The following is a 12705-nucleotide window of genomic DNA, read 5'->3' on the forward strand; positions in this document are numbered from 1 at the left end:
GTTTTATTCTCCTCCCATCCCCGCCGGTTACGCGGCCCCGACGCAGGGCCGGGCGGGAAGGATCGGACGGGGAGGGCGCTCCCCTGCCGGGGTAGAAATTTGGCAGCCGGACCTGCAATATGGTGCCGCCTGAGACCAGACCCCTTAAGCAAGCCGATTTCCGTGACGGGCGGCCTTTGGCTCCCCACGTTACCAAAACGGCCTGGGTCAAAGGCCGCCCGTTACCCGTGCTCAGGCATCGGGTCCGCCCCGCGCCGGTTCGGTGCAACGGGGCAAGAGGAAAGCGCGACGCCAGCGGGCCGGGCGCGGTTTCGGCGCGTCCACTGGTCGGTCTTATCCCCCTGCTTGCCGATGCTGCGATAATGGCGGCAAAGGAGAGTGAGCATGACCAGACCTGAACTCGGCCCCCGTGCCATCGACGCCTATAATCGCCTCGCCCGCGAACTGGCGGCCTTCAATTTCGTGCTGCGCAAGACCAGGCCCGGCGGCACGGTGGCGGGCGAGACGCTGATGGCGCTCAACGGCCTCATCAATATCGCCAATCGCCTGTTTCGCCGCCACCCGGACCTGCCACGCTTCCTGCCGGTCGATGTCGGCATCCCCATGGCCATGGCCGATCTGTCGGTCATCATCGCGAGGCTGACCCTGGCGGCGCTGCTCTATCAGGAGCGCTATCGCCACCTGACCGCTTCGGCGCGTCCTTATGTGTTCAACCACGATCCGCCGGCCGATTGAGGCCGGTTCCGGTTTGGATCACCGGGCGCGCAAAAATATCGCGCGCAACCGGTGCCCCGGCTCCCCGTTACTCCTGCAATCCCAACGCAGGAGCCCATTCATGACCAAGGACCATCACGACGACACCGATATGACCCCGGCCGAAGTGCAGGATCGCATCTGGGAGCTCGCCAAGAAGATCGATATCTGCATGTTCACCACCTGGGATGGCGAACGCCAGCGCAGCCGACCTCTCTCGGCGCGCGTGCATCGCGACCAGCACGCCATCTATTTTCTCGTCGATATCGAGGGGCACAAGAATGGCGAGATCGAGCGCTATCCCTTCGTCTCGCTCGCCTGGGTGGACAGCGGCGGCCACAAATATGCAGTGATCTCCGGCAAGGCCAAGCTCAGCAACGATCGCGGCAAGATCACCGAGCTGTGGAGCGACTGGGACAAGGCCTGGTGGGAAGACGCCAACGACCCCGATATTCGCCTCATCACCGTCACGCCGGAGGATGGCGAACTCTGGGACAGCCCCAATCGCGCCGTTTCCCTCGCCAAGATGGCCTTCGCAGCCGTGACCGGCGCCACGCCCGATATGGGCGACAACGCCAAGGTCGACCTCTAGGGTTTTTCGGGCAGCGCGCTGCGGTTCGCTGCCCGCCTTTTCCTCGCCGCATGGACGGGTGATAGAATGGGCAAAACACTGGGAGAAAGCCGATGCGCGCCCTGATTCTCGCCGCCGCCGTGCTGGCCACAGCCTCCGCACCCGCCATGGCGGTCACCATCACCGCCCGTGTATCCGGCGGCAATATCGCCGTTCACACTGGCCCCGGCGATCGCTATGCCGTGGTGGGCCGCGTCGCCAATGGCACAGAAATCCCCATCGACTACTGCACGCAGGTGGACAGCGATTCCCGCTTCGGCAGCTGGGGCGATGCCGGTCACCCGCTCTGGGGCGCCGGTGCCAAGCAATGGTGCCGCATTCCCGATACCGGCTGGGTCGAGCGCAGCTGGATCGTCGGTCGTGGCCTGGTCAACGTCACCCCACCCGATTTCGCTGGCGCCGGTTGGTAACGTCGCTTAGAGCCAGCCGCTCAGTTCGCGGCGCACCATGGTCTCGACGAAATCCATGCCGCCGGCACTGTCATTGAGGCAGGGAATGTAGGCGAACTTCTCGCCACCGGCCTCGATAAAGGTATCCTTGCCGCCCATGGCGATTTCTTCCAGCGTCTCGATACAGTCGGCCGAAAAAGCCGGCGCCAGGATCGCCACCTTCTTGATGCCCTTGCCGGGCAGCGCTTCCAGCGTCTTGTCGGTATAGGGCTGCAGCCATTCCGTCGGCCCGAACCGGCTCTGGAAGGTGACCATCAGCTTGTCTTTCTCCCAGCCCAGATACTCGCGCACCAGCCGCGTAGTCTTGAAACACTGGCAGTGGTACGGGTCGCCCTTCTGCAGATACTCCACCGGCATGCCGTGATAGCTGGTAATCACCACGTCCGGCTCGAAATCCAGCTTGGCGACGCCGTCGCGAATGGAATCGCCGAGCGCGCGGATATAGGCGGGATCATCGAAATAGGCCGGTGCCGTACGCACCGCCGGCTGCCAGCGCATGGTCTTGAGCGCGTCGAACGCCTTGTCATTGGCGGTGGCGGTGGTCGTAGCAGAATATTGCGGGTAGAGCGGCACGAGGAGAATTTTCTGGCAGCCAGCCTTCTGCATCGTCTCCAGCACCGACTGGGTCGAGGGATTGCCGTAGCGCATGGCATATTCCACCATCACGCCATCACCGGATAGCCGCTGTGCCAGGTTTTCGGTCTGGGCGCGGGTGATGACGCGCAACGGGCTTTCGTTCCGCTCCTTGTCCCAGATCTGCTCATAGGCATGGCCGCTCTTCTGCGGCCGGAAGGAGAGGATGACGAGGTTGAGGATCGGCCACCACAGGAATTTGTTGGTCTCGATCACCCGCGGATCGGAGAGGAATTCCTTGAGATAGCGCCTGACGCTCCAGTAATCGGTGGCATCGGGCGTGCCCAGATTGAGCAGTAGCACCCCGACCTTCTGTGTGGGCACGGCAGGATGGTTCGGAGGCAGGACTTGCGACATCAATGGGCCAGTTTGGAGGAATTCCAGGGTGGCCGCACCATACCCGCTTCAGCTCTTATCGCAAGGCGGCGATGGGTCGCGCTGCAATTTGAGCCTGATCAAACCCTAGAGGCTGGCAATCAGCAAGAGGACGCCAAATCCCAACACCGCCACGGCGCCCAGCAATTCGGCCCACCACACCACATGCCCGGCCAGGGCGCTGCCGGCGCCGCCGATGCGGCTGACGAGACCCTTGGCGGTGACGGCCAGCGTCGCCAGTGTGGCCACGGTGATCGCCGTACCCAGCGCCATCAGCAGCACCGAGACGATCCCAGCCGCCAGCAGACCCTGCGACAAGGCAAAGACCAGCACCACCAGGGCGCCCGAGCAGGGCCGCAGGCCAACCGCCAGCACCACGCCCAGCTGTTCGCGCCAATTGCCCTTGAGATCGGCCGGGCCGATGGCGTGATGCATATGCTCATGGCCATGCGCACCATGGTCATGATGAGCGCAGTCGTGATGGTCGTGGTCGCGATGCTCATGGCCATGGTGATCCTCAGGATCATTCCAATGGTCGCGGCGGCGGTGGCCATGGTCATGCTGCGCTGCGGGACCGTGGTGATGGTGCCCCCAGCCGAAAATCTTGCGCAGCACCAGCCAGAGACCCAATAGCGCCACCAGCGCATAGGAGATCACGCCGACCCAGTGGGCAGCATCGCCCAATGCCGTGCTGGTGAGATTCAATATGCCGGCCAGCACCAATACGAAGGCAACAGCCACCACGGCCTGGATCAGCGCTGAAAGCCCGCTGAGCACGATGCCCTGGCGCAATTGCCGCTCATTGGCCAGCACATAGGACGAGATCACCACCTTGCCATGCCCGGGGCCCGCGGCGTGGAAAATGCCATAGAGAAAACTCAGGCCACCCAGCATCCAGAAGGCATTCCCATCGGTGCGCAACCCATCGAGCGCCGCCGTCAGTGCAGCGTAGAAATCGCGTTGCTGCTGTTGCAGCCAGCCGAAAAAGCCGGTGCGCGGCAGGTTGAGGCCCACTTCCGGCGGCGGTCCACCAAACGGGGTCGCAGGCTTGGCCTGTGCCATCTGCGTCACCGCCTCCATCGCCGTGGTCGGAACCGGCGCATGCGCGCAGGACAAGACCACAAGGCCCTGCGTGCCGCGCATCGCCGCCGCCAGGTCGGGCGGCAGTTCCAGAACTTCCGGGCCGAGAGCGTAGAGACGCTCTTCGGTGGTCCGATCCATCGGTTTCGGCGGTTCCAGCGTCACCGTGCAGGCATTTGACGCTTCCAGCAGATTGACATCGGCCAAGTCGGCCACGCTGATGGCGACATAGTATTCCGGGTCGTAAATGCCCAGTTCGAACCGGTGCCCGGGAGCCTGCGGCTGATTGGCGGCGATGGTGAATTCAAGCGTCACGCGATTGTTGTCGTAGCGCATGTGCTGGTCGCCGACGGCGGTGAAATCCATGTCGTCACCGGCATAGGTGTAGAAATGGAAATCAGCGAGCGCGGCCATGTTTTCGTCGGCCAGCTCCTGCATTTCCTCAGGGCTGACACTGCCATCGCCATTGGTATCCAGCCCCTGCACCATCCACACCGAAAAGGCGGTGTCGAAGGTCCAGCTATGGTGCAGGCTCTGCACGCGCCCCTCGGCGTCGAAGCCGATATCGACCTTGGCATCGATGAAGATATGCGGATGGGCGATCGCTGGTTGCACCAGACCCAACAGGACCATGCCGGAAAGTACAAGGCCAGCGCAGGATCGTAGGAAATTCAAAGCCAGCCCCTTGCGCACCCCAGCGGGGCGCAGTTCGTCAGTCATGCGGTGTAGGCACCATTGCGCGTGCTTCGCCCAGCAATGCGGCAATCTAGTGAATGGGATGGGTCGCAAACCAATCGACCAGATGGTCGATCAACGCCCTCACCTTACCGGCAAGATGGCGGCGATGCGGATAAACCGCCTGCAGAGTCTGGCCAGTCGGCAGGTAGTCTGCCAGCACCGGCACCAGCTCGCCGGCTGCGATGGCCGGATCTGCCAAATAGGAGGGCAGCATCACAAAGCCCAGACCCATCGAGGCAGCACTGCGCGCGGCCAGTGGCGAATTGACCCGCAGCGGCCCGTTTACCGGCACGGAAATGGTCTTGCCGTCTTCCACAAACCGCCAGTTGGACTGGCCTTGCAGATTGACGTCGACGATGCAGGGCATGTGGCGGAGATCTTCGGGGTGCGTTGGCGTGCCAACCTTCTGCAACAGACTCGGCGCCGCGCCGGTAACCACATGCATATCGGCGATCTTGCGGGCAATCAGCGAGGAGTCGGCCAGCGTCGAAATCCTCAGCGCCACATCGATCCCCTCATCGACGAGATCGACATAGCGATCCTCGAGCCGCAGATCGAGCGTCACCTTGGGATATTTGAGCAGGTAGTGATAGATCGCCGGCGCCAGTGTGGACTCGCCGAAATTGCGTGGCGCCGATACGCGCAACATGCCCCGCGGCTCGGCGGTCTGGTCAGTGATGGTGGCGTCAAGATCATCGAGCTGCTGCAACAGGCTCGAGGCCTCGCGATAATAAGCCTCCCCGGCTTCGGTGAGGCTGAGCTTGCGGGTGGTGCGGTTCATCAACCGCACGCCGAGATAATCCTCGAGATCGGTGACATATTTGCTGAGCAGCGCCTTGGAGCGCCCATGCTGGCGGGCTGCGGACGAGAACCCGCCGGAATCGAACACCTGCACAAAAGCGCGGATACGGGCGAGATCCTGAGTCATGTTCACCGCTCATCGCTGCATTCTGGGAGCAATCCGCGTTCCGCCGGGATCGTCTGCGGTGGCGCGTTCGCGTCCATTATGCCGTTTGCTACTGTCAATCGACGCATAACTCATCTGCATCTGCTGAACAATAACAGCCCTTGGTCGTTGTCCGATTAACGATAGGATAGAAGGCTCATCGACGCGCATAAGGAGTTCGGACTATTTTCCCGCCTATGTCCAGGCCATCCTCTCGTTCGGCGCTCTATCGGCTCATTGAAGCCGGCCAATTGGCGCACAAGGCTCTCTTGGTGCCGGTGCTCGAGAAAGGTCTCGAGCCTGGTGACGACGCCATTTTGTTCGAGCTTGGGCGCGCCGGCTCCACCGAACAGCAATTGAGCGACGAGCTGGGCCTGCCCCCATCTGCTCTCGCCACCCGCCTTGACCGCCTGACCGATCGCGGCCTCGTCACCCGCCAGGCCGTTGGCCCGGAGCTGGTTCCGGGAGTCGCCCTGACCGAACGCGGTGTGCGCATCCGCAACGCCCTCGCCGACCACTGGGCGCAGCTGGAAGAGGCCTTGCTGGGCGAACTCAAGTCCAAGCAGCGCAAGACCTTCGGCAAGACCCTTGCCCGCTTCGTGGAGCTTCTTCGCCTCTGACGCATTTCTGCCAAAGCCCCTTTTCCGCGCGCCGCAGCATTAAGACTTCATTCAGCTTCGGTTCATCCGCGATGCGCTTAGATGCGGGTTCAGAGCAAGAATGCCTCAACAGGGAAAGGAGACCCCCATGGCTCTCAATCGGAAGCTTATGGCATCCGGCCTTGCTGCATTGGCGGTATTGGTGACCACGGCGGCTGCTTCTGCCGCCCCCGCCTTCGCCACGGGCAATGTCAATGTGCGCAACGGGCCGGGCACCGGTTATCGCGTCGTCGATACGCTGCGTCGCGGCGAACAGGTCGACGTGCAATATTGCCAGGGTTCGTGGTGCTATGTGGAAAAGCGCGGTACCGATGGCTGGGTGTCGTCGAGCTACCTCGCCAGCGGCGGCAATGACTGGAACGACGGTTGGGAACGCCCGCGTCCACCCCGTCCTCCGCATTGGAACCCGCGTCCGCCGCGCCCGCCACACTGGAATCCGGGCCCGGTCTATCCGGTCTATCCCACTTATCCCAGCCGGCCTGGCGCCAGCTTCTGCTTCAACGGTCCCAACGGCTATTTCTGCGTCGGGAACTGAACCAATCCCCTGGCGCCGCCCCACTCGGGCGGCGCTGGCCTATTCGACCTTGAGACGCTCCACATCGATACCGTGCCGGGCCAGAGGCTCGCGCATACGCCGGATCAGGAACTCATTGAGTCCATAGGTAACGATGGCGCCCACGGCGAAGGCAATGCCGAAGCCCATCCAGCCTTCCTGATTGGCCACCACGATGGCCGCCAGCAAAGTTGCGACACCGCAGCCGAGCAGCACCCAGTTCTTCTTCTGCTCGGCCACCTGCATGTTGCGGGCACCCGAATGCAACAGGTCGCGCAACTCGCTATCGCTCATCGCCGCGAGTTCTGGATTGTTGCGCTCTCGCCTGATGGTCTCGATATAGGCATCGACGCGGCGCATGGTCAGCGCATCCTTGCGGTCGGTGCGGCGCCCACGCGTCAGCATCGTCCAACCGCCGCCGACCAGCAGCAAAACCAGCGCGATCTGTAACAACATGCCCATCAATACCTCCGCAGACGCTGTATATGCGGTCTGACCGGCGCGATGGCAACCTAGCCGACTGCTATTCGTGCCCCGCCTGCAGCGGTGCCGGCGGTGGCACCACCTTTCGTGCCCGCTCGCGCGCCATCACCACCAGCCCGGCAGCCACGATGATGCCGGCCCCTAGCATGGAGATGGGGTCGATCCATTGGCCGAACAGCGCCACGCCGAGGAAAATCGCCCAAGGCAGAGAAAAATAGTTGAACGGCTGCAAGACGCTGGCCGGCGCCATGGATAGCGCGAACACCATCACGCCATGGCCGGCGCAGGTGGTCAGCGTGATGAAGGCCACCAGCGCTACATCCCGCCAGCCCATCGGCTCGATGAAAAACACGCCGACGACGCTGGATAGCGCCAGCCCCACCAGGGCGACATAGGTCATGCTCGTCGCCGCGCTATCGACCTGGCTCACCTTGCGGGTGATGACGATATAGAAGGCGTAGAGCGTTGCAGAGGCCAGTGCACAGAGCGCGCCCAAATCGAGCGGCACGCCACCGGGGCGCATGATCACCATTGCGCCGAGGAAGCCAGCGCCAACGGCGACGAAGCGAAAGATGCCGACCTTTTCGCCCAGCACGGGGATGGCGAACAGTGTTACCAGCAGCGGATAGACAATGACGATGGCCTGCAATTCACCGAGGGACACGGTCTTGAGCGCAATGGCGAAAAACCAGATATCGCCGATCAGCAACACGCCGCGCAGCACTTGCCAGCCGGGCATGCGCGAACGAAAGGCCTGCCGCAGCGGGGCCTGGCGGGCCACCAGAACCAGCGCGAACAGGGCAAAACCCCAATAGCGCAGCATGGTGATGAGGAAGGGCGAATAGTCCTGCACCAGCATTTTCGACACGGCATCCTGAACCCCAAACACGCCAACCGTGATCAGAGTGAGAAGAATGGCGCGGCCGGTCGTATCGGCGCGCGGCGTGTCGGGACGAGATTGCATTGTGGAACTGACCAGGACGAAAAGCCCCGCAGCCTTGGCCGCGAGGCGCCTTGCTTAGCGCAGGGCCTAGCGCTTTGCCATGGCCGATTTGATCAGGCCGGCAATGGCGGTGAGGACGCCGCCGCCGGCCAGCCCCGTCACTCCCTGCCCGGCCAGGGCGCCGAGATCGATGCCACCGGCCGTGCCGGCTGCGCCCGCCGCTGCACCGACCAGGGAATCAAGGCCCGGAATCTGGCTGGCCAGCCAGGTCCCGATCAGACCGCCGATAGCACCGACAATCGAATTGCCTGCGGTCCCCAGGTTGAGCGATTTAACCAATTGCCCGATGACATTGCCGCCGGCGCCGCCGGCAACCAGCTGCACCAGTAAAGGCACGATGACTTCCATGTGGTCCCCTCCCAATGAACAAGGCCCTCCGCCTTGCAACGGAGAAAGGCTACGCCCGTTTCCACCAGCGTGAAAGAGCCATCCTGCTGTCGCAGCCTGTCAGCACTTTGCGGCAATTGAAGAAACCACCCGAACCAGCCTATGTTCTGCCCATGTCAAATCACCCGCTCGATGTATCCGCTCCACAAGGTGCCGTCGCTCTGGTCACCGGGGCCTCGGATCGCATCGGCGCCACCATTGCCCAGGCTCTGGCGCGCGCGGGCTATGCGGTGGTCATCCACTATCGCAGCAATGCCGAGGGCGCCCGGGCCCTGCGCAAGGCCATCCAAGCAGATGGCGGCCGCGCGGCATTGGTGCGGGCCGATCTGGGCAAACGCCGCCAGCGCCAGACCCTGGTCGAAAAGGCCGCCGCCTGCTTCGGGCCGCTGACGCTCCTGGTCAACAATGCCTCGCTATTCGATCCTGACAGCGCCCTCGATATCGACGAAAAGCTCTGGGACCAGCATTTTGCCATTCACGCAGAAGCCCCGATTTTCCTCGCCCGCGACTTCGCCAATCAGCTGCCCAAGGGCGCTGAAGGCAATATAATAAATATCGTCGACGAGCGGGTGCTCCACCCCAGCCCGGCCTATTTCAGCTACACCCTATCCAAGTCCGTGCTGTGGACGGCCACGCAGACCCTGGCGCAATCGCTGGCGCCCGATGTTCGCGTCAACGCTATCGGCCCCGGCCCCGTCCTGCCGCATTCGCGCCAGAGCGAGGCGGAGTTCAAACGCGGCGTCAAAGCCCTGCCGCTGCAGCGCAATGCCGGGCCGGACGAGATTGCACAGGGCGTGCTGGCCATTCTGGCCCTGCCATCCATGACCGGGCAGATGCTGGCGCTGGATGGCGGCAAGCATCTCGAATTTTCGCCGAAACGCGGCCCTACACCCCGACAATGACTGAAGACCAGACCCCGCCCAAATCCGGCCCGGACGTGATCCGTGCCTTTGTCCGCACCCTCCCCGCAGCGCCGGGGGTCTATCGCATGCTCGATGCCGAGGGCGAGGTCATGTATGTGGGCAAAGCCCGCAATCTCAAGGCGCGCGTCACCAATTATACCCGTCCCGACGGGCTGGAACTGCGCCTGCAGCGCATGATCGCTTCGACCGTCAGCATGGAATTCGTCCGCACCGAGACGGAATCCGAGGCGCTGCTGCTCGAAGCGAACATGATCAAGCGCTTGAAGCCGCGCTACAATGTGCTGCTGCGCGACGACAAGAGCTTCCCCTATATCCTGATTGCCACCGATCACGAGGCGCCGGAGCTGACCAAGCATCGCGGCACCCGCCGCCGGCCTGGCCATTATTTCGGCCCGTTTGCTTCAGCAACCGCGGTGGGCCGCACCATTGCCAGCCTGCAAAAGGCGTTCCTGCTGCGCAACTGCTCGGACAGTTTCTACGCCGCCCGCACAAGGCCGTGCCTGCAATATCAGATCAAGCGCTGCGCCGGCCCCTGCACCCGCGAAATCAGCCTCGAGGCCTATGGCGAGCTGGTGGAGGACGCGCGGCAGTTTCTCTCCGGCAAATCGCGCAGCGTGCAGGAGCATTTGCAGGCCGACATGAACAAGGCGGCCGAGGACCTCGATTTCGAGCGCGCCGCCCTGATCCGCGACCGCCTCTCCGCATTGGCGCTGATCCAGTCGCAGGGTGACGCGACCGCTCGTTCGGTGGAAGAGGCCGATGTCTTTGCCATCCATCACGAAGGCGGGCAGTTCTGCGTGCAGGTGTTCTTCTTCCGCGCCTATCAGAACTGGGGCAATTACCCCTATCGCCCCCGCGCCGATGCCAGTCTCACCGATGCCGAGGTGCTGGAAGCCTTTATCGGCCAGTTCTACGAAAACCGCACTCCGGCCCGCCTGATACTGATTTCGCATGAACTCAGCGAGCCGGACGTGATGGAAGAGGCTTTGAGCTCCCGCGCCGGGCGCCGGGTCTATATCGAACAGCCCAAGCGCGGCGAGAAGCGCGACCTGGTCAATCACGCCCTCAACAATGCCCGCGAAGCCCTCAGCCGCCAATTGGCCGAAGGCGCCTCCCACCGCACGCTCCTCGAAGGCGTTGCCGAAACCTTTGGCCTCGAAGACGTCCCGCGCCGCATCGAGATCTACGACAACTCCCACATATCAGGCACGAACATGGTCGGCGCCATGGTCGTCGCAGGCGAGGAAGGCTTTTCGAAAAAGCACTACCGCACTTTCAACATCAAATCCGACATCTCGGCCGGCGATGACTTCGGCATGATGCGCGAAGTGCTGACCCGTCGCTTCGCCCGACTGGCTGCCGAAAGCGAAACCGATGCCGAGGATGAAAATACCGGCATGCCCGACTGGCCCGATGTGGTGTTCATCGATGGTGGCGCCGGCCAGATGAGTGCAGTGCGCGGCGTCATCGCCGAATTGAATCTGCCCAAGGAAGTCACCTTCATCGGCATCGCCAAAGGCGAAGACCGCGATGCAGGTCGCGAAAAATTCTTCATGGAAGGCAAGGACGCCTTCATGCTGCCGCATCGCGATCCGGTGCTCTATTACGTGCAGCGCCTGCGCGACGAGGCCCACCGCTTCGCCATCGGCACCCACCGTGCCAAGCGCAAGAAGGACGTGGTGAAGAACCCGCTGGACGAAATCGAAGGCATCGGCCCGACCCGCAAGCGCTCGCTGCTCAACCATTTCGGTTCGGCCAAGGCTGTCGGCCGGGCATCCCTGGCCGACCTCGAGGCCGTTCCGACCATCTCCAAGGCCATGGCGCAGCTGATCTACGATCACTTCAACCGCAGCTAGAAAGTCGCGCCCTGCCGCATTGATGCCCAACTCGGCGGCACATTGGCCCTTGTCATTCACAACAAGGTGTTCACCGCATGCGTTACCTGCTGCCCCTCGCCGTCCTTCTCGCCCTGCCGATGGCCGCCCATGCCCAGACTGCTGATGCGCCGGCCGAAGACGAAGTCGTCATCGAAGGCATCGGGCTTTCCCAAAACATTCCCTGCGAGGGACGCGATATCGGCATCTATGGTTCGGGCAACAAGATCGACCTCACAGGGACCTGCGGCAATGTCGTCGTCCATGGCGACAGTCACCAGGTATCGATCGAGAAGGCCAAGGCCCTGACGCTGTCGGGCGCCGATCACACCGTGTCTTCGGCAAACATTGCCGATCTCTCGGTGCAGACAACCGGCCATGTCGTGACCGCCACGCTGGATGGAAACGGGGCACCGGCCAAGGTTCAGGTCAATGGGGCCGAACAGACGCTCAACCTGACCCTGGCCTCCGAAACCAGCATCGACATTGCCGGCACCGATCAGGTGGTGAACTGGTCGCTGGCCGACGGCGTCGCCGAGCCGAAGATCGAGATCGGCGGCATCGACAACGCCGTCAATCGCATCCCGTGATATCCGACTGGGCTGGCCGAGCGCCGGCCCTTACATCTCGATGCACGCATTGATATCGAGTCGCAGCGCATCCGGGTCGCTGCTGACGAGATAATCCGGCAGCTGCATCGATAGCTCATCATTATAACTGCTAACCAAAGCGGCGACTGCGTCTTCCGAGAGACCGAGCCTGTCGAATTCCCGGAAGGCCGGCTGCAACCAGAGACGCGACATGGCAATGGCATCGGGCGCGCTATCCGGATAGACGCCCATGGCATCGAGCAGGGTAATCGCCGTCGCACACCACATCGCCTGGTCCGTTTCGGCACTGAGCTGCTGCGCCGACACCGGTGAGAGCATGGCCGTCGCCGCCAGTGCAATCGTAAGTCGCCTCATTGCCGCTCCTCCCTTTCTGCCTTTCGACGCATAGGGGCTGGGGTCAGCGACATCAGCCCCCGATCAGGGGCGAATGCGACCAAAGTCGGGACTCGACATCCATGAAACGGCCCGCTAGGGTTTGCGCCATGATCAACGCAGCGACCTTTTATTGGTACTTTAGCTATCCGCTCCCGGCGGAGGCTATTGCGCGCGCGTCCTGATCCCGACAAGACCAGACCAAATCGCAAGCCAGCCGCCCGACTTCCGAGGC

15 protein-coding genes are annotated in these 12705 nt (G+C 62.9%); 8 read left to right on the forward strand and 7 right to left on the reverse strand.

All coding sequences use genetic code 11. The features are described 5' to 3' along the window. Positions 1-384: 384 nt before the first annotated feature. The 3 genes from DEVEQU_RS13320 to DEVEQU_RS13330 all read left to right on the forward strand — a co-directional run bounded on the left by DEVEQU_RS13320 (position 385) and on the right by DEVEQU_RS13330 (position 1794). On the forward strand, positions 385-735 hold the full coding sequence (locus DEVEQU_RS13320) for a hypothetical protein (RefSeq protein WP_126151088.1): 351 nt from the start codon (positions 385-387) through the stop codon (positions 733-735). A gap of 100 nt (positions 736-835) precedes the next feature. Then, on the forward strand, positions 836-1345 hold the full coding sequence (locus DEVEQU_RS13325; protein ID WP_223214223.1) for a pyridoxamine 5'-phosphate oxidase family protein: 510 nt from the start codon (positions 836-838) through the stop codon (positions 1343-1345). Between the two features lie 92 nt (positions 1346-1437). Then, positions 1438-1794 carry an SH3 domain-containing protein gene (locus DEVEQU_RS13330; RefSeq protein WP_126151089.1) on the forward strand — a complete coding sequence of 119 codons (357 nt, stop codon included), beginning with the start codon at positions 1438-1440 and terminating at the stop codon, positions 1792-1794. Between the two features lie 6 nt (positions 1795-1800). Here DEVEQU_RS13330 and hemH read toward each other — a convergent pair whose 3' ends face one another. The 3 genes from hemH to DEVEQU_RS13345 all read right to left on the reverse strand — a co-directional run bounded on the left by hemH (position 1801) and on the right by DEVEQU_RS13345 (position 5587). Beyond that, complete coding sequence (gene hemH / locus DEVEQU_RS13335; RefSeq protein WP_126151090.1) at positions 1801-2823, reverse strand: ferrochelatase; 1023 nt, start codon at positions 2821-2823, stop codon at positions 1801-1803. A gap of 105 nt (positions 2824-2928) precedes the next feature. After that, a complete protein-coding gene (locus tag DEVEQU_RS13340; RefSeq protein WP_126151091.1) occupies positions 2929-4641 on the reverse strand; it encodes a HoxN/HupN/NixA family nickel/cobalt transporter in 1713 nt (570 codons plus the stop codon). A 46-nt stretch (positions 4642-4687) separates the two neighbouring features. After that, positions 4688-5587 carry a LysR family transcriptional regulator gene (locus DEVEQU_RS13345; protein ID WP_126151092.1) on the reverse strand — a complete coding sequence of 300 codons (900 nt, stop codon included), beginning with the start codon at positions 5585-5587 and terminating at the stop codon, positions 4688-4690. Positions 5588-5802: 215 nt separating this feature from the next. Between DEVEQU_RS13345 and DEVEQU_RS13350 the strand changes: the two genes are divergently transcribed. Then, positions 5803-6225, forward strand: coding sequence for a MarR family winged helix-turn-helix transcriptional regulator (locus DEVEQU_RS13350; RefSeq protein WP_126151093.1), 423 nt, complete (start codon positions 5803-5805; stop codon positions 6223-6225). Between the two features lie 127 nt (positions 6226-6352). Next, a complete protein-coding gene (locus tag DEVEQU_RS13355; RefSeq protein ID WP_164550395.1) occupies positions 6353-6799 on the forward strand; it encodes an SH3 domain-containing protein in 447 nt (148 codons plus the stop codon). Between the two features lie 39 nt (positions 6800-6838). Here the strand turns inward: DEVEQU_RS13355 and DEVEQU_RS13360 are convergent, their stop codons facing one another. From DEVEQU_RS13360 to DEVEQU_RS13370, 3 genes are all read right to left on the reverse strand, one after another. Beyond that, a complete protein-coding gene (locus tag DEVEQU_RS13360) occupies positions 6839-7273 on the reverse strand; it encodes a hypothetical protein (protein WP_126151095.1) in 435 nt (144 codons plus the stop codon). A gap of 67 nt (positions 7274-7340) precedes the next feature. Continuing rightward, positions 7341-8264 carry a DMT family transporter gene (locus DEVEQU_RS13365; RefSeq protein WP_126151096.1) on the reverse strand — a complete coding sequence of 308 codons (924 nt, stop codon included), beginning with the start codon at positions 8262-8264 and terminating at the stop codon, positions 7341-7343. Positions 8265-8330: 66 nt separating this feature from the next. Next, complete coding sequence (locus tag DEVEQU_RS13370) at positions 8331-8651, reverse strand: hypothetical protein (RefSeq protein ID WP_126151097.1); 321 nt, start codon at positions 8649-8651, stop codon at positions 8331-8333. A gap of 152 nt (positions 8652-8803) precedes the next feature. On the opposite strand from DEVEQU_RS13370, the gene DEVEQU_RS13375 reads away from it, so the two are divergent. The 3 genes from DEVEQU_RS13375 (at position 8804) to DEVEQU_RS13385 (ending at position 12077) form a co-directional block, all read left to right on the forward strand. Beyond that, positions 8804-9592 (forward strand): SDR family oxidoreductase, encoded by a 789-nt coding sequence (locus tag DEVEQU_RS13375; protein ID WP_126151207.1) that lies wholly within the window; start codon positions 8804-8806, stop codon positions 9590-9592. Continuing rightward, positions 9589-11469 carry an excinuclease ABC subunit UvrC gene (gene uvrC, locus DEVEQU_RS13380; RefSeq protein ID WP_126151098.1) on the forward strand — a complete coding sequence of 627 codons (1881 nt, stop codon included), beginning with the start codon at positions 9589-9591 and terminating at the stop codon, positions 11467-11469. The genes DEVEQU_RS13375 and uvrC overlap by 4 nt, the downstream gene beginning before the upstream one ends. Before the next feature lie 77 nt (positions 11470-11546). After that, complete coding sequence (locus DEVEQU_RS13385) at positions 11547-12077, forward strand: DUF3060 domain-containing protein (RefSeq protein WP_126151099.1); 531 nt, start codon at positions 11547-11549, stop codon at positions 12075-12077. A gap of 30 nt (positions 12078-12107) precedes the next feature. Here DEVEQU_RS13385 and DEVEQU_RS13390 read toward each other — a convergent pair whose 3' ends face one another. Further along, positions 12108-12452 carry a hypothetical protein gene (locus DEVEQU_RS13390; protein ID WP_126151100.1) on the reverse strand — a complete coding sequence of 115 codons (345 nt, stop codon included), beginning with the start codon at positions 12450-12452 and terminating at the stop codon, positions 12108-12110. Positions 12453-12705 lie beyond the last annotated feature (253 nt).

The organism is Devosia equisanguinis (assembly GCF_900631955.1).
In the GTDB taxonomy this organism is placed as follows: domain Bacteria; phylum Pseudomonadota; class Alphaproteobacteria; order Rhizobiales; family Devosiaceae; genus Devosia; species Devosia equisanguinis.